This window comes from Nonomuraea sp. NPDC051941, from assembly GCF_044593615.1.
In genome coordinates, this window is record NZ_JBIUCF010000045.1 from 29,322 (window position 1) to 52,368 (window position 23,047).

Consider the following 23,047-nt stretch of genomic DNA (forward strand, 5'->3'; position numbering starts at 1 on the left):
CGGGCTCAGGCCTTGGCCGGGTCCACCTCGAAGAGCTTGGCCACGTCGTCCAGGATGGCGTGCGCCCCCTGGATGCCCACCGCGGTCATCCAGGTCAGGTCAGCGACATCGTGCTTCTCGCCCTTGAGCTTGCCCCAGAGCGGGTTGTTCACGAACTTCTCTTTGGGCCCCTCCGCCGACGGATCCTGATATGTCGAGACGAAGATGTGGTCGGCGTCCAGGTCCGCGATCCGCTCCTGGCTGATGTCCACCGCGATGGCGTCCTGCTCGGTCGGCTGCCCCTCGGGCCGCGGGAACCCGACATCCTTCAACACCAGCCCGGAATAGGATTTCTCAACATAAAGCCTGACTGTCGGCTCGCCGGCGAACCGCACGACCGAGATCGTCGGCAGCTCGCCATCCTTTGCCTTGATGGCCGCGCCGATCTTGGCCGCTCGTCCCTCATACTCCTTGATCCTGGTGTCGGCGAGCTGCTCCTTGCCCAGGGCCTGTCCCATGAGCCGGATGTTCTCCTTCCAGATGGCCCCGGTGGTCTCGCTGAAGACGGTCGGCGCGATCTTGGACAGCTTGTCGTACAGGGCCTCGTGCCGGACCTTCGCCGAGACGATCAGGTCGGGCTTCAGCGCCATGATCTTCTCCAGGCTCGGCTGCTCCAGCGAGCCGACCGGGGTGGCCTCCTTGCCGTACTGCTCGGCGACGGCCCCCAGGTAGGCGGGCAGCTTGTCGTCGAGCGACCGGTACGTCGTGTACCCCACCACCGGCGTCTCCAGCGTGAGCACCGCGTCGACGAAGCTCTGGTCGAGCGCCACCACCCGCTTCGGCTGGGCCGGGATCACGGTCTCGCCCATCGCGTGTTTGACGGTCCTGAACGGGGCACCGGAGGCAGGAGCCGCCGCGCTCCCCCCGGAAGCGCCGGAGGAACCACAGGCCGCGAGCCCCGCCACAAGGAGAGCACCGACCAGCATGCGCAACGGTCTCATAAGATCCCTTTCCCGAATCCCAAAGTAAGGCAACCCTAAATTAGGTTAGCCCTGCCTAAGCTGGCATACTTCACCGTGATCGGGCAAATGTTGAGGAGGACGTGGGTGAGTGCGACCGCTGTGGCCCCGCGCCTCCATGGCATCCGGCACAGGCGGCTCACCGTTCTCCTCGCGCTGCTGGCCGCCGTGCTGGTCGCGATCGTGCTGAGCATCACGGTCGGCTCCAAGTCCGTGCCGCTCGCCGACGCCTGGCACGCCCTCACGGCCCCCACCGGGACCGAGAACGACATCGTCATCCGCTCGCTGCGCCTCCCCAGGACCGCCTTAGGCGTTCTCGCCGGGATCGCGCTCGGCGTGGCGGGCGCGCTCATGCAGGGCCACACCCGCAACCCGCTCGCCGACCCGGGGCTGCTCGGCGTCACGCAGGGGGCGGCGTTCGCGATGGTGTCCTCGATCATCCTGCTCGGCGCCTCCAGCCTGCTCACCTACATCTGGTTCGGCCTGGCGGGCGCCCTGGTCGCCAGCGTCGGGGTGTTCGCGCTGGGCATGGTGGGCGGCAGGGGCGGCCCGACCCCGGTCACGCTGGCGCTGGCGGGCACCGCCGTGAGCGCCCTGCTGTACGCGCTGACCTCGGCCATCGTGCTGCTGGACGAGCAGGCGATGGACGTCTTCCGCTTCTGGCAGGCCGGCTCGATCGCGACCAGGGGCTCGGACGTGGTCTGGCAGGTACTGCCGTTCATCCTCGTGGGCCTGGTGCTCGCGATGGTCAACGCGCCGGGCCTGAACGCGCTCTCCCTCGGCGAGGACGTGGCCAGGAGCCTCGGCCAGAACATCTCCACGACCCGCACCGTCGGCGTCGCCGCGGTCACCCTGCTGTCGGGCGCGGCCGTCGCGGCCTGCGGCTCGCTGGCGTTCGTGGGCCTGATCGTGCCCCACCTCGCCCGCCCGCTGTCGGGCACCGACCACCGGTGGCTGCTGCCGTTCTCGGGGCTGATCGGCGCCGCGCTGCTGCTGCTCGCCGACGTGATCGGCCGCGTGGTGGCCCCGCCGGGAGAGCTGGAGGTGGGCGTGGTGCTCGCGCTGATCGGCGCGCCGTTCTTCGTCGCGCTCGTCAGGCGCAGGAAGCCAGTGCGACTGTGATGACCGCTCTTTCCCTCCGCGTCGGCGCCGTGTCCTGGCGGGTACGGCTGCGCGGCGTCGCCGTCTCCGTGATCGGCCTGGTCCTGATCGTCCTGCTCATGGCCATGAACATGCGCATCGGCGAGATCCGGATGACGCTGCCGGAAGTGATCTCCGGCACGTTCGACGTCAACAGCGCCGCCCACTTCGTCATCATGGAGCTGCGCCTGCCGCGCGCCCTCACCGGCGCCCTCGTCGGCGCGGCGCTCGCGCTGTCCGGCGCGATCATCCAGTCCATCGCGCGCAACCCGCTCGCCAGCCCCGAGATCCTCGGCGTCACCACCGGCGCCTCGGTCACGGTCGTGGCCGGCGTCGTGGCCAGCGGCAGCGCGTACGGCGGCGCCAGCGGCCTGCTGGCCACCGCCGGCATCCCCGCGCTGGCCCTGCTCGGCGGCCTGGTCGGCGCGGCCGTCGTGTACGGGCTGGCGTGGCGGCGCGGCCTGGACGGCTACCGGCTGGTCCTGGTCGGCATCGGCGTGGCCGCCGTGTTCACGAACATCAAGTTCTGGCTCCTGACCGTCGGCGACGTCAACGACACCGGCCGCGCCATGGTCTGGATCAGCGGCTCGCTCAACGGCCGCGGCTGGGAGCACGTGCTGCCCACCGCGCTGGCCCTGGCCGTGCTGGTGCCGCTGACCCTGCTCGGCACCCGCTCCCTCGACGCCCTGCGCTTCGGCGACGACACGGTGACCGCGCTCGGCGTCCGCACCAACCTGTCCCGCGCCCTGATGATCCTGGCGGCCGTGCTCTTGGCCGCCGTGGCCACCGCCTCCGCCGGCCCGATCGCGTTCGTGGCCCTGGCCTCGCCGCAGATCGCGCTCAGGCTCACCCGCTCCGCCCAGCCGCCGCTGCTGTGCTCGGCGGTCGTGGGCGCCGTGCTCACCACCGCCGCCGACCTGATCGCCAGGACCGCGTTCTCCCCGCTGGAACTGCCGGTCGGCATCGTCACGGCCGTACTGGGCGCCCCTTACCTGATCCACCTGATCTGGAGGTCACGCAAATGAGGCTGCAGGCCGCCGGCGTCAAGCTCGGATACGGCGAACGCCTGGTCGTCGACGGGCTCGACCTCGGCATCGAGGCGGGCACGGTGACCACGATCATCGGTCCGAACGGCTGCGGCAAGTCGACGCTGCTGCGCGCGCTCGGCCGCCTGCTCAAGCCGCAGGGCGGCGAGGTCCTGCTGGACGGCAAGCGCATCGACAAGATCCCCACCCGCGAGGTGGCCAAGATCCTCGGCGTGCTCCCCCAGGCGCCCAGCGCCCCCGAAGGGCTGACCGTGGCCGACCTGGTGGCCAGGGGCAGGCATCCGCACCAGACGTGGTACCGGCAGTGGTCCTCGGACGACGAGGGCGCCGTCGCGGCCGCCCTGGACATGACGGGCCTGGCCGACCTGGCGGAACGGCCGCTGGACGAGCTGTCGGGCGGGCAGCGGCAGCGGGCGTGGATCTCCATGGCCCTGGCCCAGGGCACGGACCTGCTGCTGCTCGACGAGCCGACCACGTTCCTTGACCTGGCGCACCAGGTGGAGGTGCTGGAGCTCGTACGGCACCTGCACCAGGAGGCGGGCCGCACGGTCGTCATGGTCCTGCACGACCTCAACCTGGCCGCCCGCTACGCCGACCGGCTGGTGGCCATGCGCGCCGGGCGGGTGGTCGCCGCGGGCACCCCGCACGAGGTGCTGACCGAGGACCTGCTGGGTGAGGTGTTCGAGCTGGACGCCAAGGTCATCGAGGACCCGGTGGCGGGGACGCCGCTCGTGGTTCCGATCCGGCCGCGTTCGCATCCCGCGGAGCCGCGAGCCTGATCCGCCACGGTGGCGATCACGCCTCGGCCAGCGCCCGCCTGACCTCCTCGTCGTCAGGGGCCAGCTCCGCGGCTCTGAGCAGGTCGTCCCTGGCCTTGTCCGCCAGCCCAGCGGCCCGGTAGAGCACGGCCCTGTTGAACAGCAGCTCGGCCGTCTCCGCCAGCTTCAGCGCGTGGGTCAGGTCAGCCAGCGCCGCGTCGTGGTCGCCGCTCTCGAAGGCCAGCTCGGCCCGGCCCGCCCAGGCCGCCACCAGCTCGGGGTCGGCCTCCAGCGCCCCGTCGAACGCGGTCCGCGCCTCCGGGCGCCTGCCCTCGGCCAGCTCCACCTGCCCGAGCACGCACAGCAGGTGGGGGTCGCGGGGCGTCAGCCCCAGCCCGCGCACCACGTCCTCCCTGGCTCTGGCGTAGTCCCCCATCACCACATCGATACCGCTGCGGTTCACGTACGCGGGCGCGAACTCGGGGTCCAGCTCCAGCGTGTGGTCCAGGTCGGCGCGGGCCCCGTCGAGGTCGCCCGCAGCGAACCGGACCTCGGCCCGGTTGTAGTACGCCTCGGGGAAGGGCGGGCTGAGCCGCATGACCGCCTCGTAGTCGGCCAGCGCCTCCTCCGTCCGGCCGAGCCGGTGCAGCAGGTTGCCGCGTTCGAGGTAGTAGTCGGGGTAGCCGGGATCGGCCTCGACGGCCCGCGTGTAGCCGGCCAGCGCCTCCTCCGTCCGGCCCGCCATGGCCAGGAGCTGCGCCCTGTTGGCGTGCAGCACGAGCCGGTGGATCGGGTGCTCGCCCATCAGGTCCGTCTCGGCCAGGTCGATGGCCTCCTGGACGAGCTCCATCGCCGCCTCGTGACGGCCCCTGCGTACCTCGACCAGGGCCTTGCCGTTGAGGTCGAACCCGAGGTGGAAGGCCCGCTCGCGGCGGTCAGGAAGCAGCGACGTGATCGTGATCGCCTCGTTGATCCAGGCCAGGGCCTGCTCGGGGTCGCGCCGGGCGGGGTCGTGGTGGCGTACGAGGATCATGGCGGTCGCGTACGCGACGGTGGCGCGGTGCTTGGGGTCGGTGCTCACGCGCCTGGCCCGGTCGTAGAGCTCGCGGGCCTCGTCCTCGCGCTCGGTGGCCTCCAGGGCGCCGGCGACGCGCTGCAGGAGGTGCTGCCAGCCCTCCGGGTCGTCCTCGTACGCCATCCCGCGCAGCACGGCCAGGCCCGACTCTGCCATGGCGTGATGGAAGCCCTCGTCGCGGTAACGGTCGAAGTCCGCGCACAGCGGTCCGGTGCTCGGGGCCGGCGGGCCCTCGTCGATGCGCAGCAGCTCCGGGTCGAGCCTGCGCCGCAGCACGGTCACCAGCTCGGTGTCGGTGTGGTCGGCCGCGCCCAGGTTCGTCACGGTGAGCGCGAGCGGGCCCGCGTCGCGCAGGTGGTCGCGGACGAACTCGGCCAGCCCGTTCGCGATCCTGAGGCTGCGCCGGGCGCCGGGCACGAGGATGCGCTGCCCCGTGGGCAGGCGGCCGGCCAGCGAGCTCCTGCGCTCGGGGACGGACTCGCGCAGCTGCGGCGCGGCGGTGCGGATCTCGATGTCGTGCGCGGCGACCAGTTCCGGCCGGCGCTCCAGCGCCCGGGGGACGAGATGGCCGAGGAGCCCGGCCGCGAAAGTGTAGGGGCCGCCGATCCGGCGGTCGGCGTCAAGGGAGATCGTGTCCACGAACGGCCTTTCCGTGCTGGCCGGCGCCCCACGAGACGCCGGCCGGGCGGCTCAGGCGCTGTGCCTCGGCGCGGCCGCGGCGGTCGGCTTCACGGTTCCTGGCCGATGAACGACGATCTTCTTCATGGCGCCCCTTTGCGCGGAACGAGCGATCATTGATGACCGCTACATGTCAGCACAGGGAAAAGCCCTCGAACAATTGTTTATCTGGTAATGGCTATTCCCTCGACAATTACCGCGCGCCCGAATCGTGTTCGTCTCACTCCCCCAGGATCGCGTCCACGAACACCTCGGGGTCGAACGGCGCCAGATCGTCGGGCCCCTCGCCGAGCCCCGCGAGCTTGACCGGCACCCCCAGCTCCCGCTGCACGGAGATCACGATGCCGCCCTTGGCGGTGCCGTCGAGCTTGGTCAGCGCGATGCCGGTGATGTTGACCACCTCGGCGAACACCTGGGCCTGGCGCATGCCGTTCTGGCCCGTGGTGGCGTCGAGGACGAGCAGCACCTCGTCGACCGTGGCCTTCTTCTCGATGACCCGCTTGACCTTGCCCAGCTCGTCCATGAGGCCGGTCTTGGTGTGAAGGCGGCCCGCGGTGTCGACGATGACCACGTCGACCTTCTCCTCGATCCCCCTGGCGACGGCGTCGAACGCCACGGAGGCCGGGTCGCCGCCCTCGGGACCGCGAACGACGTCGGCCCCCACCCGCTCGCCCCACGTCTGGAGCTGGTCGGCGGCGGCCGCGCGGAACGTGTCGGCCGCGCCGAGCACGACCTTCTTGCCGTCGCCGACGAGCGAGCGGGCGAGCTTGCCGGTGGTGGTGGTCTTGCCGGTGCCGTTGACGCCCACGATGAGGGCCACCGCGGGCCGCTCGCCGTGCTTCTGGACGTGCAGCGTGCGGTCGAGATCGGGGTTGACCTGAGCCAGCAGCTCCTCGCGCAGCAGGCCGCGCAGCTCCTCGGGAGTGCGGCTGCCCAGCACCTTGACCTTGGTGCGCAGGTCGTCGACGATCACCCGGGTCGGCGCGACGCCGACGTCGGCGGTGATCAGCTTCTCCTCGACCTCGTCCCACACGTCGTCGTCGAGGCGGTCGCGGGAGAGCAGCTCCAGCAGGCCGCGCCCGAGGGCGCTCTGCGAGCGTGCCAGCCGCGAGCGCAGCCGCACCATCCGGCCCGCGGACGGCGGCGGCACCTCGATCTCGGGCGTGACGACGGCCGGCTCGGCGGGCTTGACCGGTGGCGGCAGCGTGGTGGTCGCGCCCTCGCCCTCCTCGCCCGCCACTCCCGCGGGCTTCTCCTCCTGCTCGGGGAGCACGGGAGTCTCTGGCGGTTTGACCGGCGGGGCCGCCTTGCGACCCGGCTTGAAGTACAGCAGAAGGCCGCCGGCCGCCAGCAGGGCGACGACGGCCACGATCACTATGACGCCGAGGTAACCATCCACAAGATGTCAGTTTTCCAGATCGACCGGCATGGTCATGCCCAAGGCACCACCGATCAGGCCCAACTCACGCCCTCAGACCGGCTGTCCGGCGCGCCGCCACCACGTGGAGCGCAGTGGGGTCAGGCCGGCTCGCGTTCGCGGAGCCGCTGGCTGACGACCTGCGTCACGCCGTCCCCGCGCATCGAGACACCGTAGAGCGCGTCGGCGATCTCCATCGTGCGCTTGTTGTGGGTGATGACGATCAGCTGCGAGCTCTGCCGCAGCTCCTCGAACAGCGTCAGCAGCCGCTGCGTGTTCGTGTCGTCGAGCGCCGCCTCGACCTCGTCCATCACGTAGAACGGCGAGGGCCGCGCCTTGAAGATGGAGATCAGGAACGCCACGGCGGTCAGCGAGCGCTCCCCGCCCGACAGCAGCGACAGCCGCTTGACCTTCTTGCCCGGCGGCCTCGCCTCGACCTCGATGCCGGTGGTCAGCATGTCGGCCGGCTCGGTCAGCACCAGACGTCCATCGCCGCCCGGGAACACCCTGGTGAAGATCTGCTCGAACTCCCGGGCCACGTCCTCGTACGCCGAGGCGAACATCTGCTCCACCCGGTCGTCGACCTCCTTGACCACGAGCAGCAGGTCGCGCCTGGTCTTCTTGAGGTCCTCGAGCTGCGAGGTGAGGAACGCGTGCCGCTCCTCCAGGGCCGCGAACTCCTCCAGGGCGAGGGGGTTGACCTTGCCGAGCTGGTTCATCTGCCGCTCGGCGGCCCTGGCCCGCTTCTCCTGCTCCTCGCGCACGTACGGCACCGGCGGGTCTCCCGGGACCGGGACCTCGGGCCCGTACTCGGAGATCAGGGCCTCGATCTCGACCCCGAACTCCTCCAGCGCCCGCTGCTCCATCTGCTCCAGCCGCAGCCGCTGCTCGGTGCGGGCGACCTCGCTGCCGTGCACGCGGTTGACCAGCTTGTCCAGCTCCTGGCCGAGCTCGCGGACGCGCAGGCGCACCTGCTTGAGCTCGGCGTCGACGGCCACCCTGGCGAGGTCGGCCTCGTCGCGCTCCCTCGACGCGAGCCGGACGGAGGACTCGAGCTCCCTGAGCACCTGCTTGGCGCCCTTGCTGACGGCCTCGGCCACGGCGGCCTGCTGGCGGCGCCTGGCGCGCTGGGCCGCGGCCTGGGCGCGGTCCTGGCGCTCGCGCTGGGCGGCCCGGACGAGCCCGTCGGCGCGGCCCTCGATGCCCTTGACCCGCTCCTCGGCGGTGCGGACCTGGAGCCGGGTGTCCATCTCGCGCTGCCGGGCGACCTCGCAGGCGCCGGCCAGGTCGTCGCGGAGGTCGGTGGTGGGCTCGGACTCCAGCTCCTGGGCGTATTCGGCCTCGGCCAGGCGGACCTCCAGCTCGGCCACCTCCTCCAGCCCCTCGGCGCGGGCCTCCTCCGCCTTGGTGACGCTCACGGCCAGGCGCTCGGCCTCGTCGCGGGCGGCGTTGGCGGCGGCCTCGAGCTGGGCCAGGCGCTTGGCGGCGGCGGCGTTGCGCTGGTCGGCCTCCCGCTGGCGGCCCCTGACCTGGTCGAGGGTCCCCTGGACGGCGCTCACGCCGGCCTGGGCGGTGGTGACGGCGGTCTGGGCCTCGTTGGCCTTCGCCTGGGCGGCCTCCAGCGCCGCCTGTGCCGTCTGCTCCTGCTCGGCCGCCTGGTCGAGGGCGACGGCCGTCTCCTCGGCCCGGCCCTCGGCCTCCTCCAGGTCCCTGACGGCCTCGTCGAACGCGGCCCGTACCTGCAGCACGGAGGTGCCACCCTCGGAGCCGCCGCTGGCCAGGTGCGCGCTCACCAGGTCGCCTGCCTTGGTGACCGCCCTGAGCCCGGGGTGGCTCTCGACGACCGCGCGGGCGGCTTCGAGGTCGGCCACCAGCACGACGTCCGCGAGGACGTGGTCGAGGGCGGGCCGCAGGTGATCGGGGACAATGACGAGGTCGGCGGCCCACTGGCCGCCCTCGGGAGCCGCCGTACGGGTGCGCCGGGCCCTGTCGTCGTCCGCCCCCACCAGGAGGGTCGCCTGGCCCGAGCCCTGGGTGCGCAGCAGGTCAAGGGCCTCGACGGCCGTGTCGAGGGACTTGACCGCGATGGCCTCGGCGACCGGGCCCAGCACGGCCGCCACCGCCGGCTCCGCGCCGGGCGTGACCTGCATCGAAGCGGCCAGCGGCCCCAGCACCCCGGCCAGATCGGCGTCCAGCAGGGCCGCGCCGCCGTCGCCCTTGGCGAGCCCCAGCTCCAGGGCGTCGCGGCGGGCGATCAGCGCGGCCACGGACCGCTGGGCCTCCTGGTCGGCGGCGCGCGCGGTGGTCATCCCGGACCTGGCGGCCTGCAGCGCGGCGCGCGGCGCGTCGAGGCCCGCTTTGGCCTCCTCGGCCGCCGCGCGCGCCTCGTCGGCGACCGCCCTGGCCTCCTCCACCAGCGCCTGCGCCGTGGCCAACTCCTCGGCGAGCGCGGGATCGACCGCGGGCTCCTCCAGCCGCTGCGCCTCCAGGTCCTCCCTGGCCCGCCGCTCGCGCCCGGCCGCGTCGGCCACGGACTGCTGGAGCCGCCCGATCTCCTCCTCGGCGGCCCGCGTCCGGCTCCGTACGGAATCGACCTGGCCGCGCAGCTTGGCCAGCCCTTCGCGGCGGTCGGCGGCGGCCCGGGCGGCCAGGGCGAGGCGGTGCTCCTCGGCGCTCAGCTCGGCCTCGGCCTCGGCCCGCCGCTGGACGGCCTCCTCCAGCAGCTCCTGAGCCTGCTCCAGCTCGGCACCGAGGATCAGCTCCCGCTCGCGCACCTCGGCGGCCTCGCGCTCGAGGTCTTCGGGGTCGCGGCCGCGGCGCTCGATGGCGGCGGCGTCGAGCGCGTGCCGGTGGCGCTCGGCGGCGAGCTGCGCCAGGCCGGTGATGCGCTCGCGCAGCGACGAGAGCCGGAAGTACGTCTCCTGCGCGGCGCTCAGCCGCGGCTGGGTCTCGGCCTCGGCCGTCTCCAGGGCCGCCTCGCGCTGCTGGCCCTCGGCCAGCTCGGCCTCGACCTGGTTGCGCCTGGCCGTGATCGCGGCCTCGTCGGCGGCCTCGCGCTGCAGCGTCGTACGCAGGATGCACACGTCGTCGGCCAGCAGCCGCAGCCGGGCGTCCCGCAGGTCGGCCTGGATGACGGCGGCCTTGCGGGCGATCTCCGCCTGCCGGCCCAGCGGCTTGAGCTGGCGGCGCAGCTCGGTGGTGAGGTCTTGCACGCGGGTCAGGTTGGCCTGCATGGAGTCGAGCTTGCGCAGCGCCTTTTCCTTGCGCTTGCGGTGCTTGAGCACGCCCGCGGCCTCTTCGATGAACGCCCGCCGGTCCTCGGGCCCCGCGTGCAGGACGGCGTCGAGCTGGCCCTGGCCGACGATCACGTGCATCTCGCGGCCGATGCCGGAGTCGGACAGCAACTCCTGGATGTCGAGCAGGCGGCAGGTGTCGCCGTTGATCGCGTATTCGCTCTGCCCCGACCTGAACATCAGCCGGCTGATCGTGACCTCGGTGTAGTCGATCGGCAGCGCGCCGTCGGTGTTGTCGATGGTCAGCGTCACCTCGGCGCGCCCGAGCGGCGGCCTGGAGGAGGTGCCGGCGAAGATGACGTCCTCCATCTTGCCGCCGCGCAGCGACTTGGCGCTGTGCTCGCCCATGACCCAGGCGAGGGCGTCGACGACGTTGGACTTTCCCGAGCCGTTGGGGCCGACGACGCAGGTGATGCCCGGTTCGAGACGCAGGGCGGTCGCTGAGGCGAAAGACTTGAAGCCGCGCAGGGTGAGGGTCTTCAAATACAAGCGCGACCCCCTTCTCCCTGATGCGGACTTCGGAAAGCCTACTGGTCCTCACTGCCCCACGCGGGCCGGTACAGTCCATGACTGCCCGGCCCGCGTAAAGGAAGCTTTCCGAATATGCGCAAATAACAAGGGACGCCTCTCCGAGACGTCCCTGGGGTCTTGCGCTCCGATCACTCTCAGGTGAGTGCCGGCTCGCGCTCTTGCATGCGACTTAGTGCCTCATCGCGGGTTTGCGCCGCAAGAGCGTCATTGGTGGCCTGAAGTCGGATGAGTTCTGCCTCCAGATCCCGGATACGCTGCTGCAGGCGGCGCATCTCCGAGACCATCCGAGGGTCAGGACCGCCGACGTGGCCGAGTAGAGCCTTCGCCATGGTAAAGGGTCCTCCACGCTGAGTGACCAGACTGGTTCGCGCACTTCTTATTCCGCGGGAGGGGTGCGCGTGGTACCTAACAAGAGTCGCACCGGCAGTGTGGGCGGTCAAGTCGAACGAACCGCTGAGCCCTACTGATGGGCACTCCCGACATACAACTATACCCTATTTGGGCGGTTTAACGGAAGTCGCTACCGCTCCACAAATCCACCCAAACTACCTCGGGGTTCACTCCAACGTTCCACTACTCCATCGACCCTGCCCGGCGTGTCGCAACCTCTGAGCAGCGCCAGCAGCTTGACGCACGCCTCGCGCGGGCCCTCCACGACCACCTCCACCCGTCCGTCCTCGGTGTTGCGCGCCCATCCCACGAGACCCAGCTCCAGTGCGCGCGCCCGGGTCCACCAGCGGAACCCCACCCCTTGGACCCTGCCCCGTACCCAGGCGGTCAGCCGTGAATTGTCATTGTTTTCCTGCATTTCATCTCCCGTCAGGCCACAAGGGACTCCATCCGATGTGCGTGCCCGACCGCCGCCTCGTCGAACGCCAGCACGGCCGCGGTCTCGGCCGCCTTCACCCAGGCCAGGCCCATGATCGACGGGCTCAGCCCGGTGACGGGGACGAAGCTCACGTCGGGCCGCCGGTGGTGGGCCGCCGTCGGCGTGCAGAACAGCATGCCACCCCGGTCGAGCGCCACCTGGGTCAGGCCCTCCTGGCTGGTCGCCACGGTGCCGGCCCGGGGAATCGGACGTCCGGAAGGGGTTACGGACGGTGCGATCCGCTCGCGATAGGCGCGCGGGGCGGGGCCGTCCAGGCCGATCAGGGGGACGTTCACCAGCTCTTCCGCGGCGATGCCGGGGCGGGCGGCCAGCGCATGGCGGGTGGAGACACCCAGTTGGTAGGAGACCTCGTTCAGCCCTTCGCCGGTCGCCAGATCCGGCTCGTTCACCGGGAGCAGCGTGAACGTGAGATCCACCTGCCCGGCCCGCAGCTTGCCGAAGGGGTCCGAGAGCGGGATCTCGACCAGCTCCACCTCGCACTCCGGATACCGGCCCTCGAAGGCCCGCACGCTGCCGGTGACGACCTCCGTCGGCGTGGCCAGAAAACCGACCCTGAGCCGGCCGGTCACCTCGCGGGCGGCCGCCTTGGCCCGGCGCACCGCGTTCGCCAGGCCGTCGTAGGAGTGGCGCAGGTCGGCCAGGAAGCGCTCGCCCAGCGGCGTGAGGCGCACCCTGCGGCTGGTGCGCTCGAAGAGCCTGCCGCCGATCCTGGTCTCCAGCGAGCGCATGAGCTGGCTCACCCTGCCGGGTGACAGGTAGAGGCGCTCGGCCGTACGCGCGAAGTGCAGCTCCTCGCTGAGCACCACGAAGCACTCCAGCTCCCTGAACTCCATCCCCATCACCTCGGATCGCTTAGCCTGCCTAAACCAAGCCTTCGGACTTCGTCATTGTTCCCGTCCGCCGCCGAACCCGAGGCTGAGGGGCATGACCACTACTGATGTCTCCCCCGCCGTCCGGGCGCGCTGGCTCGCCGTGTCGTCGGTGGCGGTGGGCACCTTCACCGTCGTGACCAGCGAGATGCTGCCCGTCGGCCTGCTGACCTCGATCGCCGCCACCCTTGACGTGTCCGACGGGACGGCCGGGCTGATGATGTCGGCCCCGGGGCTGGTCGCCGCCGTGTCCGCGCCGGTGCTGGCGTTCACCGCCCGCCGGCTGGACCGGCGGGAGATCTTGATCGGGCTGATGGCGCTGCTGGCGGTGGCCAACCTGGTGGGCGCGTTCGCGCCGAGCTATCCCGTCATCCTGGCCGCCCGGGTGCTGACGGGGGTGAGCATCGGCGGGTTCTGGGCGTTCGCGGCCGGCCTCGGGACGCGGCTGGTGCCGGAACGGTCCGTCGGGCGGGCCACGTCGATCATCCTGGCCGGGGTGTCCGTGGCGTCGGTGCTGGGGGTGCCCGCGGCGACGTTCGTGTCGTCGTTCGCGGGGTGGCGCAGCGCGTTCGTCGCGATGGGGGTGGTGGCGCTGGCCCTGACCGCCGTCCTGTACGCGACCCTGCCGCCCCTTCCGGGCGAGGCCCCTGCCCGAAGTGCCGGATCCCGGCGCGGATGGCTCTCGGGGCCGCTCAAGACCGTCCTCGTCCTGACCGTGCTCGTCGTGTCCGGCCACTTCGCGGCCTACACCTACGTCCGGCCGTTCCTGGAGCAGGTCTCGCACGCCGGTCCCGCCCTCGTCAGCACGGTCCTGCTCCTGTACGGCGCCGCGGGCGTGGCGGGCAACTTCGCCGCCGGGGCATGGGCGGCCAGGAACCCCAAGCCGGTCCTGATCGCTCTGGCCGCCCTCATCGCGCTCGCCACGGCGGCCCTGGCCTCGATCGGCCTGCCGCTGGTCGTGCTGCTGGTGTGGGGCTTCGGTTACGGAGGCGTCGGGGTGACCCTGCAGCTGTGGATCATGCGCGCGGGCGGCGGGGAGCTCGGCACGGCGCTCTTCGTCGGCGCCTTCAACGTCTCCATCGCGCTCGGCGCGTTCGCCGGCGGCCGGGTCGTGGACGGGGTCTCGATCTCCGCGGTGATGTGGCTGGGCTCCGGGCTCGCCGTTCTCACCGCGGTCGTCGCTGGCATCTGGGGCAGGAGTAGGACGAGCGGTTCATGAACGGCTCGCGCCTGATCGCGGTGCCGCAGCGGGAGCAGGGCAGGTCGCGCCGCCCGTAGACCTCCAGCGAGCGCTCGAAGTAGCCGCTCTCGCCGTTGACGTTGACGTACAGGCTGTCGAACGAGGTGCCGCCCTGCTGCAGCGCGGAGGACATGACGGCGCGGACCCCGGCCAGCAGCTCGGCGATCTTGGGACGCGTGAGCGTCTGCGTCTGCCGGGCCCCGTGCAGGCGGGCGATCCACAGGGCCTCGTCGGCGTAGATGTTGCCGACGCCGCTGATCAGCGACTGGTCGAGCAGCGCGCGCTTGATCTCCGTGTGCCTGGCCCTGAGCCTGCCGGCGAACTCCGCGTCGTCGAACACCGGCTCGAACGGGTCGGGGGCGATGTGGGCGATCGGCTCGGGGACGCCATCGGCCAGGCCGGTCAGCATGACGTGGCCGAACGTCCGCTGGTCGACGAAGCGCAGGTCGGGGCCGCCGTCCTCGAAGCGGAGGCGTACCCGCAGGTGCTTCTCCGGCGGCGAGTCGGGCTCGACGACCAGCAGTTGGCCGCTCATCCCCAGGTGGGCCAGGAGGGCCTCCTCGGCGCCCGACAGCGGGAGCCACAGGTATTTGCCGCGCCGCTCGGCGGACAGCACCGCGCGGCCCTTGAGGCGCGCGGCGAACTCGTCGGCTCCTGGCGCGTGCCGCCTGATGGCGCGGGGGTGCAGCACCTCCGCCGAGGCGATCTCGCGCCCGGTGACCCACTGCGCGAGGCCGCGCCTGACGACCTCGACCTCCGGTAGCTCAGGCACCTCAGACCCTTTCGTGTGGCTCGCCCGGGCGGGCGTTCAGCCCGCGGGCTGGCTCTCGCGCTGCTCGCGCCGGGCCCTGATCCGGGTCCAGGCCGCCTCGGCCGCCTGCTGCTCGGCCTCCTTCTTGCTGCGCCCGGTGCCCGAACCGTACGACTCGCCGCCGACCCGCACCATCGCCGTGAACGACTTGGCGTGGTCGGGACCGCTCTCCTCGACGTGGTACTCAGGCACGCCGAGCGCCTCGGAGGCCGTCAGCTCCTGCAGGGAGGTCTTCCAGTCGAGCCCGGCGCCGAGCGAGGCCGAACGGACGATCAGCGGGTCGAACAGCAGGTGCACCACCCGGAACGCCTCGTCGAGCCCCTTGTCGACGTAGATCGCGCCGATCAGCGCCTCAAGGGTGTCGGCCAGGATGGACGACTTGTCGCGCCCGCCGGTGCCCTCCTCGCCCCTGCCGAGCCGCAGGAACCGGCCCAGGCCCAGGTTGCGGGCCACGTCGGCCAGCGCGCGCATGTTGACCACTGCGGCGCGCAGCTTCGCCAGCTGGCCCTCGGGGAGGTCGGGGTGGTTGCGGTAGAGGGTGTCGGTGACCACCAGGCCGAGCACCGAGTCGCCCAGGAACTCCAGGCGCTCGTTGGTGGGCAGGCCGCCGTTCTCGTACGCGTAGGAGCGGTGGGTCAGCGCCCGCTCCAGGATGTCGGAGTCGAGGCCGACCGCCAGGACCCGCTCCAGCTCGTCTCGGGCGACCTCTACGGCCACCGGCTTAGGACCTGTGCCCACGTGCTTTCCTCCTCGGACATCTTCGCATGGTGTGGCGACTGCGGAAGATGCCCGAAAACGTGGTGGGCGTCGGGGTAACGCGTAGCCCCGGCGTCCACCACGGCCGCGGGCGAACCGCCGCCGCACGCATCTGAGACGGTAACGCCGACCGAGGCACCATCGCACCCGGTCGGCATCACGTCAACTGCTGACGGATCAGGCGGAAGGCTCGATGACCTGACGCCGGTTGTAGGTGCCGCAGGTGGGGCACGCGATGTGCGGCTGCTTGGGCGAACGGCACTGCGGGCAGCTCACCAGGGCGACAGCAGTCGTCTTCCACTGGGAGCGACGGTGGCGGGTGTTACTCCGCGACATCTTTCGCTTCGGGACGGCCACGTCACTTCTCCTGATCGTTATCTTTGTCGGTAATCAGACCTTGCAACGACGCCCAGCGGGCATCGATCTTCTCGTGCCGGTGATCCTCGCCGGCCTCGGCCAGCTTGATCCCACACTCCGTGCAGAGCCCTTCGCAGTCCTCACGGCAGACGGGGCTCAACGGCAGTGCGAGCACCACCGCGTCGCGGAACGTCGGCTCGAGGTCGAACAGCTCGCCGTCGAGCAGCGAATCCTCGTCCGAGGCGTCCTCGTCGGAGTAGAAGAACAGCTCCTGCAGGTCAACCTCGAGGTCCGAGGTGACGGGGTCGAGACAGCGAGCGCACTCCCCGGCGAGCGGGGCCTGCGCCGTGCCCGACACGAGCACACCTTCCATCACTGCTTCGAGCCGGAGGTCCAGCTCGACTTCGGCGTCTTTGGGGACACCGATCATGTCGACGCCGAGATCCGCCGGTGCCGGGAGGGTCAGAGTCATCTGCCGCATCGTGCCCGGCCGCTTTCCCAGGTCATGGGTTGAGATCACCCACGGGGAGCGGGGGTCGAGGTGCTGAGTCATCCTGCTCTCGCTAGGCATGGCGAGACGATCGCCGTCGTACAAGGCCGAAATGAAAGGATAGCAGGTCGCGCTCAGCCCCTGAGCCGCTCGATGAGCAGCTTGTGCACGAGATCGGGCACGAGGCCCGAGACGTCCCCACCATACCTGGCGATCTCCTTCACCCTGCTGGAGGACAGGAACGAGTATTCGGGGTTCGTCGGCATGAACAGCGTCTCGACCCCCGACAGGCGGTAGTTGAGCTGCGCCATCTGCAACTCGTAGTCGAAGTCGCTGACCACCCTGATGCCTTTGACGATGGCGGGGATGTCGTTCTGCCTGCAGAAGTCGACCAGCAGTCCGTGGAATTTCCGCACCTTGACGTTCGGATATTCCTTGGTCACGGTCTGCAGGATCTCAATTCGTTCGTCCACCGTGAACAGGCTGCTTTTCTCGACGTTGATGAGGACTGCCACGGTCACCTCGTCATAGAGCCGGGCGGACCGGCCGATGATGTCGAGGTGGCCATTGGTGATGGGGTCGAACGACCCCGGGCAGACTACGCGGCGCAAGACGCCTCCCAGGTCTACGGGTTCCCGGCGGCGCGACCGTACCAAACGGATGCTTCGCCATAACGACGGACCCTCTCCTCAACGTAGCCTTCCGGCCACATCAGTGCCTTTCCCCTGCTTTCCCTCTCGAATGCCACCAACGCCTCATCCAGCAGCCAGCCGTTGTCGCGCAGCGACTCCAGCGTCCGCCGGACCTCCTCGTCGGACAAGGCGTAGGGCGGGTCGGCGAAGACGATGTCGTACGGCTCAGCGGGCGGGTTGCCGAGCACGCGCTCGACCTTGTCCGCGATCACCCTGGCGCCGTCGAGGCCCAGCGACTGGACGTTCGCCTTGATCGTCCTGACGGCCTTGGGGTCGGACTCCACCAGCACGGCCTCCTTGGCGCCCCTGGACAGCGCCTCCAGGCCGATCGCGCCGGACCCGGCGTACAGGTCGAGCAGGCGGGCGCCGGTGAGGCCGTACAGGGAGTCGAGCGTCAAGAAGATCCCTTCTCTGGCCCTGTCGCTGGTCGGTCTCGTCCCCCGCCCCGGCGGCACCGCCAACCGCCTGCCACCTGCGCTGCCTGCGATGATCCGCGTCATGTGACCCATTGTTCCGCATGTTCGCGCAGGTCAAGAGTGGACAAGTGTCTGCCTCGAGTGCGCAAGGGTGATTCACATCGGCGCGACGGGCCCGCATGATGAGTTCTGCGGCCTTCAAGGTGACCCACATGAAGGCCGACCGGCGTGATCGTGAGCCCTTCCGCACGCCGGTTCCCTCGGCACCTGACCCGAGGGTGGGCCCAGCCGGGGACGGCATTCGGGGGGAGGCCGTCCCCGCGGCTGGGTTTTTCCACTGCCGGCAGGCTGCCCACCGCGCCACCGAAGCGCCCCACGCCGCCTCCCCGCCAACGGCCCCCGGCCCGCCGCACGTATCGCGCCGAACACCACCCCGCCTCACCGGCGCCCGAGACCCCAGCGCGCGGCCGGACGGCCGTAAGCGCCGCACGCTGCCCCCCGGCCTGGGAGTTGCTCAGGCGGCCACGGCCATAGGGGTCAGGTCTTCTCCAAGTACTCCGCGCGTTCGTCCGCCAGCAGCCGGGCGATCTCCGCCCGCAACCCCTCGTACGCCGTCAGGTCCGGATCCTCCTCCAGGAGGGCGGCGGCCTCGTCGCGGGCCATGGCGATCACGTCCTCGTCCCGCAGGAGCTGCAGCAGCTTCAGCGACGACCGCTTGCCCGACTGCGCCGCCCCCAGGACGTCGCCCTCCCGCCGTTGCTCCAGGTCCACGCGCGACAGCTCGAAGCCGTCCAGGGTGGTGGCGACCGCGTCGAGGCGGGCGCGGGCGGGCGTGCCCTCGGAGAAGTCGGAGACCAGGAGGCACAGCCCCGGAAGGCCGCCGCGGCCGACGCGGCCGCGGAGCTGGTGGAGCTGGGAGACGCCGAAGCGGTCGGCGTCCATGATGATCATGACGGAGGAGTTGGGGACGTCGACCCCGACCTCGATGACGGTGGTGGCCACCAGGACGTCGAGCTCGCCCCGCGTGAAGGAGCGCATGATCGCGTCCTTCTCCTCCGGCGGGAGCTTGCCGTGGAGCGTGCCGACCCGCAGGTCGTGGAAGGGGCCGCTCTTCAGGAGCTCGGCCACGTCGAGGACCGCCAGCGGCGGGCGGCGGTCGTCGTCGCCGGCGGCCGCCAGGTCGCCCTCGTCGCCCTCCAGATCGCCGATACGCGGGCACACGATGTACGCCTGCCGCCCCAGCGCCACCTCCTCCCGCACCCGCTGCCAGGTGCGTTCGAGGTAGTGGGGCTTCTCGGCGGCCGGGACGACGTGCGTGGTGATGGGGGCGCGGCCCGACGGGAGCTGGGACAGCGTCGAGATCTCCAGGTCGCCGAAGACGGTCATGGCGACCGTGCGCGGGATCGGGGTCGCCGTCATGACCAGCACGTGCGGACGGCCACCGGCCGCCTTCTCGCGCAGGGCGTCGCGCTGCTCCACCCCGAACCGGTGCTGCTCGTCCACCACGACCAGCCCCAGGTCGGCGAACTGCACGTGCTCCTGCAGCAGCGCGTGCGTGCCCACGACGATCCCCGCCGTGCCCGAGGCGGCGTCCAGCAGGGCCGCGCGGCGGGCGGCGGCGCCCATGGAGCCGGTCAGCAGCGTGACCGACGTGCCCCCGAACATGCCCCCCTGCGCCAGATCCCCGAGCATGCCGGTGATCGAGCGGTGATGCTGCTGGGCCAGCACCTCCGTGGGGGCCAGCAGCGCCGCCTGGCCGCCCGCGTCGACCACCTGGAGCATCGCCCGCAGCGCCACCACCGTCTTGCCCGCGCCGACCTCACCCTGCAGCAGGCGGTGCATCGGGTGCTCCAGCGCGAGGTCGGCGGCGATCTCCTCGCCGACCTGCGCCTGCCCCTCCGTCAGCGAGAACGGCAGCCGCCCGTCGAAGTCGGTCAGCAGGCCGTCGCCGCGCCTGGGCCTGGGCTTGGCGGGCAGCGCGGTGGCGGCCCGGCGCCGCCGCAGCAGCACGGCCTGCAGCACGAACGCCTCGTCGAACTTCAGCCGCTTGCGCGCCCGCCCCACCTCGGCGAAGTCCTTCGGCCGGTGGATGCCCGCCAGCGCCTCGCCCAGATCCTGCAGCCCGTGGCGGGCCCGCAGCTCGGCGGGCAGCGGGTCGTCGAGCGGGCCCAGCGTGTCGAGCACGACGCCGACCGCGCGCCTGATCGCCCACGGCGTGACGTCCTTGCCCGCGGGATAGATCGGCACCGGCGCCGCCGCGAACTCCTCCGCGTTCGCCTCGCCCTCCTCGAACAGCTCGAACTCCGGGTGCGCGAGCTGCCAGCGCGGCTTCGACCGCGCCCCGAACAGCCCCACCTTGCCCGCGAACATGCCCCGCTGCCCGGGCTTGAGCCGCGACTCGGCCACGTGGGAGCCCTTGCCGAAGAACGACAGGTAGAGCCTGTTGCCGTTGCCGTCGACGACCTCGACCTCCAGCCAGGTGCCGCCGCGATTGCGCATGGGCTTGCGCATGAGCCTGGTCACCTCGCCGACCACGGTGACGTGCTCGTCGACCTCCAGCGCGTCGAGCGTGGTCAGCTCGCCGCGCTCGGCGTAACGCCGGGGATAGTGGCGCAGCAGGTCGCCGACCGTCTCCAGGTCGAGCACGCTGTGCAGCAACTTGGCGGTCTTCGGGTCGAGCGCCTTCGTCAGAGGCTCGTCGAAACGGCTCACGGCATTAAGTTCTACCGCGTCGGCCCGACAGGAATCCCGTTCATCGGTGTCACTCCACGCCGATCAGGAGCGGATAGCCGCCCTGCTCGCCGTCGTACACGACCAGATCCACGTCGGGCCGCGTACCGCGCAACTGCTCCTCCAGCCGCGCGGCGAGCCCCGGCGGCGCCTGCGCGCCCGTGACCAAGGTCACCAGCTCGCCGCCGCCGGCCACCATCCGGTCCACGACCACGGTGGCCACGCGGTCGAGCGAGCCGCCGATCACCGCGACGTCCCCGTCGATCATGCCGAGCACGTCCCCGGGGCGGCACAGGCCCGCGCTCGTCATCGCCTCGCGGTCCGCCACCGTCACGTGTCCGTACCGCGTGTGCCCGGCCGCGTCCGTCATCGCCACCACGTCGTCGTCGAAGCGGCGCAGCGGATCGTGTACGGCCAGCGCCGCCAGCCCCTGCACGGTCGCCTTCGTCGGCAGCACGCTGACCACGGCCCCGTCCTCGCGGGCGATCTCCGCGGCCGCGGCGGCGACCGACCTGACGCCCTCGTCGTTCGGCAGGACCGCGACCTCGCCGCCCGCCTGCCTGATCGCGGCCAGCATGGCGGGCAGGGTGGGCCGGGTGCCGGGCTCGCGGCGTACCACGACCGCGCCGCACTCCTCGAACAGCGCCGCGATCCCGTCCCCCGCGGCCACCGCCACCACGCCCCGGCCCGCGCTGCCGCGGTGGGTGCGTTCGGCCAGGTACGTGATCCTGATCCGGTGCGGCCGCCCGGCCCGCAGCCCGGCCTCCACGGCGGGACCGGCCTCGGCCACGTGGACGTGCACGTTCCACAGCCCGCCGCCGCCGACCACGACCAGCGAGTCGCCCATGGCGTCGAGCTCCTCGCGCAGCGCGGCCACCGCGGCGTCGTCGGCGTCCAGCAGGTACATCACCTCGTACCCCGCCCCCACCTCGGCCATCGGCGCGACCCGCGAGGTCGGCGCGGGCACGTCGTAGTGATCGCTGTAGGAGTCGGTGATCACGGAGGCCAGGGTCTCCAGCACGATCGCCGCGCCCGCGCCACCCGCGTCCACCACGCCGCTGCGGGCCAGCACGTCCAGCTGGGAAGGCGTACGGCGCAGCGCGGCGCGGGCCTCACCCGCCGCCTGCCGCGCCACCGCCCGCAGATCGCCCCCGTCCACGTCCTGTACGGCTCGCGCGGCCGACTCCAGCACGCTCAGCACCGTGCCCTCCACCGGCCTGGCCACCGCCTCCCTGGCCAGCACGGCGGCCCTGAGCAGCCCGGCCCGCAGGTCGGAGCCGTCCTTCAGCACCTCGGCGAGGCCGCGTAACGCCTGGCTGACGATCACGCCGGAGTTACCGCGGGCCCCGACGAGCGCGCCGTACGAGAGCGTCTGCCACACCACGGCCGCGTCCACGTCGTCGGGCAGCGACTCGACGGCCTCGGCCGCGGACAGCATGGTCAGGTGCAGGTTGGTGCCGGTGTCGCCGTCGGCCACGGGGAACACGTTCAGCGCGTCGATCTCGGTCCTGGCCCGGCCGAGCGCGTCGGCGGCCAGGCGGGCCCAGCGGCGCACCGCCGGCGGGTCGAGGATCTTCATCTGCACCCTCCCGGCTCCCGGCGTGGCCCGGATGCGCTACGGTTGTCGATGGAGAATATCGCCGCCGGACCACCGGTCCAGCGTTCCAGTTCGCGCCCATCGGTGTGGATCGGATATTCTCGTCTGGCTGGCCGGTTGTCCCGGCATGCCCTCCGCCCGGAAAGCATCAGCGGACAGGGCTACATCGACTGTTTTAAGGAGCGAACCGTGGCTTCCGTCTGCGATGTCTGCCGCAAGGGCCCGACCTTCGGCAACAACGTGTCCCACTCCCACCGCCGTACCCGTCGTCGTTGGAACCCCAACATCCAGACGGTCCGCGCGGTCGTCGGCGGCACGCCGAAGAAGCTCAACGTGTGCACCTCGTGCATCAAGGCGGGTAAGGTCACCCGCTAGGTCCCACACTTTCGCGTAAGCCCGTAGCTCCCGAGGGAGCCGCGGGCTTACGCGTTTTCGGGCCCCTGAGGCCCGAGCGTCAGCGCCAGCGCCAGGCGTGGTCCACCGGGCCGATGCCGCTTCCCAGAGGGAAACCGCGCGCGATCGCGCCCGTCACGTACTCCTTCGCCTTCCCCACCGCCTCCGGCACGTCGTCGCCCAGCGCGAGCCGGGAGGCGATCGCCGAGGCCAGCGTGCAGCCCGTGCCGTGGGTGTGGCGGTTGTCGAGGCGCTCGGCGGCGAAGCGGTATTCGGCCGTGCCGTCCGTGAGCAGGTCCACGGGCGCGCCCGGCAGATGGCCGCCCTTGATCAGCGCCCACCTGGGCCCGAGCTCCAGAACGGCCTCGGCCGCCGCCCGCAGCCCGCCCTCGTCCTCCACCTTGACAGAGGTGAGCTGCTCCACCTCCCACAGGTTCGGCGTCACCACGGTGGCCACGGGCAGCAGCCGCGTCCGCAGCGTGTCGACGGCCTCGGGCGCGAGCAGCGGGTCGCCGTGCTTCGACACCCCCACGGGGTCCACGATCACGGGCGCGGCGTACGAGCCGAGCGCGTCGGCCACGACCTCGACCAGCGCGGGGGAGGCCAGCATGCCGGTCTTCACCGCCTGGGCGCCTATGTCGCCCAGGACCGAGTCGAGCTGCGCGCGTACGGCCTCGGGCGGCAGCTCCCAGTAGCCCTGGACGCCCAGGGAGTTCTGAGCCGTCACCGCGGCGATGACGCTCATGCCGTGGACGCCCATGGCCAGCATGGTCTTCAGGTCGGCCTGGATGCCCGCGCCGCCCCCGGAGTCGGAGCCGGCGACGGTCAGCACGCGTGGAGGGGTCGAAACCGTCATGTCCCCCATCCAACC

21 protein-coding genes are annotated in these 23,047 nt (G+C 71.6%); 5 read left to right on the forward strand and 16 right to left on the reverse strand.

Annotated elements, in window-relative coordinates; genetic code table 11:
- Positions 1-5: 5 nt before the first annotated feature.
- Positions 6-848 (reverse strand): ABC transporter substrate-binding protein, encoded by an 843-nt coding sequence (locus tag ACIHFD_RS50575; RefSeq protein WP_397373016.1) that lies wholly within the window; start codon positions 846-848, stop codon positions 6-8.
- 237 nt (positions 849-1,085) lie between these two features.
- Here ACIHFD_RS50575 and ACIHFD_RS50580 point away from each other — a divergent pair, with 237 nt between their 5' ends.
- From ACIHFD_RS50580 to ACIHFD_RS50590, 3 genes are read left to right on the forward strand one after another with little or no spacing between them, the layout of a single operon-like run.
- A complete protein-coding gene (locus ACIHFD_RS50580) occupies positions 1,086-2,120 on the forward strand; it encodes a FecCD family ABC transporter permease (protein ID WP_397373017.1) in 1,035 nt (344 codons plus the stop codon).
- Positions 2,120-3,163 carry a FecCD family ABC transporter permease gene (locus ACIHFD_RS50585; protein ID WP_397373018.1) on the forward strand — a complete coding sequence of 348 codons (1,044 nt, stop codon included), beginning with the start codon at positions 2,120-2,122 and terminating at the stop codon, positions 3,161-3,163. Before ACIHFD_RS50580 ends, ACIHFD_RS50585 begins: the two co-directional genes overlap by 1 nt.
- On the forward strand, positions 3,160-3,963 hold the full coding sequence (locus tag ACIHFD_RS50590; protein WP_355208939.1) for an ABC transporter ATP-binding protein: 804 nt from the start codon (positions 3,160-3,162) through the stop codon (positions 3,961-3,963). Before ACIHFD_RS50585 ends, ACIHFD_RS50590 begins: the two co-directional genes overlap by 4 nt.
- Before the next feature lie 16 nt (positions 3,964-3,979).
- Here the strand turns inward: ACIHFD_RS50590 and ACIHFD_RS50595 are convergent, their stop codons facing one another.
- The 6 genes from ACIHFD_RS50595 to ACIHFD_RS50620 form a co-directional block, all read right to left on the reverse strand.
- Positions 3,980-5,656, reverse strand: coding sequence for a tetratricopeptide repeat protein (locus ACIHFD_RS50595; protein WP_397373019.1), 1,677 nt, complete (start codon positions 5,654-5,656; stop codon positions 3,980-3,982).
- A gap of 259 nt (positions 5,657-5,915) precedes the next feature.
- A complete protein-coding gene (gene ftsY, locus ACIHFD_RS50600; RefSeq protein ID WP_397373020.1) occupies positions 5,916-7,094 on the reverse strand; it encodes a signal recognition particle-docking protein FtsY in 1,179 nt (392 codons plus the stop codon).
- Between the two features lie 119 nt (positions 7,095-7,213).
- Positions 7,214-10,894, reverse strand: coding sequence for a chromosome segregation protein SMC (gene smc / locus ACIHFD_RS50605; RefSeq protein ID WP_397373021.1), 3,681 nt, complete (start codon positions 10,892-10,894; stop codon positions 7,214-7,216).
- Between the two features lie 176 nt (positions 10,895-11,070).
- Positions 11,071-11,265, reverse strand: coding sequence for a hypothetical protein (locus ACIHFD_RS50610; RefSeq protein ID WP_090938435.1), 195 nt, complete (start codon positions 11,263-11,265; stop codon positions 11,071-11,073).
- Positions 11,266-11,456: 191 nt separating this feature from the next.
- Complete coding sequence (locus ACIHFD_RS50615) at positions 11,457-11,744, reverse strand: acylphosphatase (RefSeq protein WP_350729740.1); 288 nt, start codon at positions 11,742-11,744, stop codon at positions 11,457-11,459.
- Positions 11,745-11,755: 11 nt separating this feature from the next.
- Positions 11,756-12,658, reverse strand: coding sequence for a LysR family transcriptional regulator (locus tag ACIHFD_RS50620; protein ID WP_397373022.1), 903 nt, complete (start codon positions 12,656-12,658; stop codon positions 11,756-11,758).
- 91 nt (positions 12,659-12,749) lie between these two features.
- On the opposite strand from ACIHFD_RS50620, the gene ACIHFD_RS50625 reads away from it, so the two are divergent.
- On the forward strand, positions 12,750-13,913 hold the full coding sequence (locus tag ACIHFD_RS50625) for an MFS transporter (protein ID WP_397373023.1): 1,164 nt from the start codon (positions 12,750-12,752) through the stop codon (positions 13,911-13,913).
- Here ACIHFD_RS50625 and mutM read toward each other — a convergent pair.
- From mutM to ACIHFD_RS50665, 8 genes are all read right to left on the reverse strand, one after another.
- A complete protein-coding gene (mutM, locus tag ACIHFD_RS50630; protein ID WP_363975993.1) occupies positions 13,861-14,706 on the reverse strand; it encodes a bifunctional DNA-formamidopyrimidine glycosylase/DNA-(apurinic or apyrimidinic site) lyase in 846 nt (281 codons plus the stop codon). The genes ACIHFD_RS50625 and mutM overlap by 53 nt on opposite strands.
- Positions 14,707-14,742: 36 nt before the next feature.
- A complete protein-coding gene (gene rnc, locus ACIHFD_RS50635) occupies positions 14,743-15,462 on the reverse strand; it encodes a ribonuclease III (protein ID WP_363976698.1) in 720 nt (239 codons plus the stop codon).
- A 216-nt stretch (positions 15,463-15,678) separates the two neighbouring features.
- Complete coding sequence (gene rpmF / locus ACIHFD_RS50640; RefSeq protein ID WP_139632166.1) at positions 15,679-15,858, reverse strand: 50S ribosomal protein L32; 180 nt, start codon at positions 15,856-15,858, stop codon at positions 15,679-15,681.
- Between the two features lies 1 nt (position 15,859).
- Positions 15,860-16,429, reverse strand: a complete 570-nt coding sequence (locus tag ACIHFD_RS50645; protein WP_397373078.1) for a YceD family protein — start codon at positions 16,427-16,429, stop codon at positions 15,860-15,862.
- Positions 16,430-16,482: 53 nt separating this feature from the next.
- Positions 16,483-16,959, reverse strand: coding sequence for a pantetheine-phosphate adenylyltransferase (gene coaD / locus ACIHFD_RS50650; RefSeq protein ID WP_185068071.1), 477 nt, complete (start codon positions 16,957-16,959; stop codon positions 16,483-16,485).
- 14 nt (positions 16,960-16,973) lie between these two features.
- Positions 16,974-17,540 (reverse strand): 16S rRNA (guanine(966)-N(2))-methyltransferase RsmD, encoded by a 567-nt coding sequence (rsmD, locus tag ACIHFD_RS50655; protein WP_397373024.1) that lies wholly within the window; start codon positions 17,538-17,540, stop codon positions 16,974-16,976.
- Between the two features lie 453 nt (positions 17,541-17,993).
- A complete protein-coding gene (gene recG / locus ACIHFD_RS50660; protein WP_397373025.1) occupies positions 17,994-20,168 on the reverse strand; it encodes an ATP-dependent DNA helicase RecG in 2,175 nt (724 codons plus the stop codon).
- Between the two features lie 49 nt (positions 20,169-20,217).
- On the reverse strand, positions 20,218-21,765 hold the full coding sequence (locus ACIHFD_RS50665) for a DAK2 domain-containing protein (RefSeq protein WP_397373026.1): 1,548 nt from the start codon (positions 21,763-21,765) through the stop codon (positions 20,218-20,220).
- Between the two features lie 207 nt (positions 21,766-21,972).
- Here ACIHFD_RS50665 and rpmB point away from each other — a divergent pair, with 207 nt between their 5' ends.
- Positions 21,973-22,158 (forward strand): 50S ribosomal protein L28, encoded by a 186-nt coding sequence (gene rpmB, locus ACIHFD_RS50670; RefSeq protein ID WP_043618345.1) that lies wholly within the window; start codon positions 21,973-21,975, stop codon positions 22,156-22,158.
- A 79-nt stretch (positions 22,159-22,237) separates the two neighbouring features.
- On the opposite strand, the gene thiD is transcribed toward rpmB, so the two are convergent.
- Entirely contained in the window at positions 22,238-23,041 is an 804-nt protein-coding gene (thiD, locus tag ACIHFD_RS50675) for a bifunctional hydroxymethylpyrimidine kinase/phosphomethylpyrimidine kinase (protein WP_363976007.1), read from the reverse strand.
- Between the last annotated feature and the right edge of the window lie 6 nt (positions 23,042-23,047).